This is a genomic window from Pseudoalteromonas sp. SG45-1 (assembly GCF_014164135.1).
In the GTDB taxonomy this organism is placed as follows: Bacteria; Pseudomonadota; Gammaproteobacteria; order Enterobacterales; family Alteromonadaceae; genus Pseudoalteromonas; species Pseudoalteromonas distincta.
This window is the reverse complement of record NZ_JACJEP010000099.1, coordinates 1-222: the sequence shown is the minus strand read 5'-3', so window position 1 is coordinate 222 and position 222 is coordinate 1. Positions and strand designations below refer to the sequence as shown.

1 pseudogene is annotated in these 222 nt (G+C 42.8%); it reads left to right on the top strand.

The features are described 5' to 3' along the window. Positions 1 to 222, top strand: a pseudogene (locus tag H5117_RS20525) (ATP-dependent helicase); the annotation flags it as partial.

The window sequence follows — 222 nt, the reverse complement described above, 5'->3', positions numbered from 1 at the left end:
GCAATTAGCCATTATGATTTTTCGTCCTTAGATAGCAATGCATTTGGGCAATATACGACTGATGACATGAATGCGCTTTTAAAAAACAGTGAGCGCGCAACGCAGGCTATATTACAGCAAGTAATTCAATACAGTGAAGAGCGCGAAGGGGTTATGGTTTTTGCCGCCACGGTAATGCATGCCCAGGAAATATTAAGCTACTTGCCAGCTCATCAAAGTGCA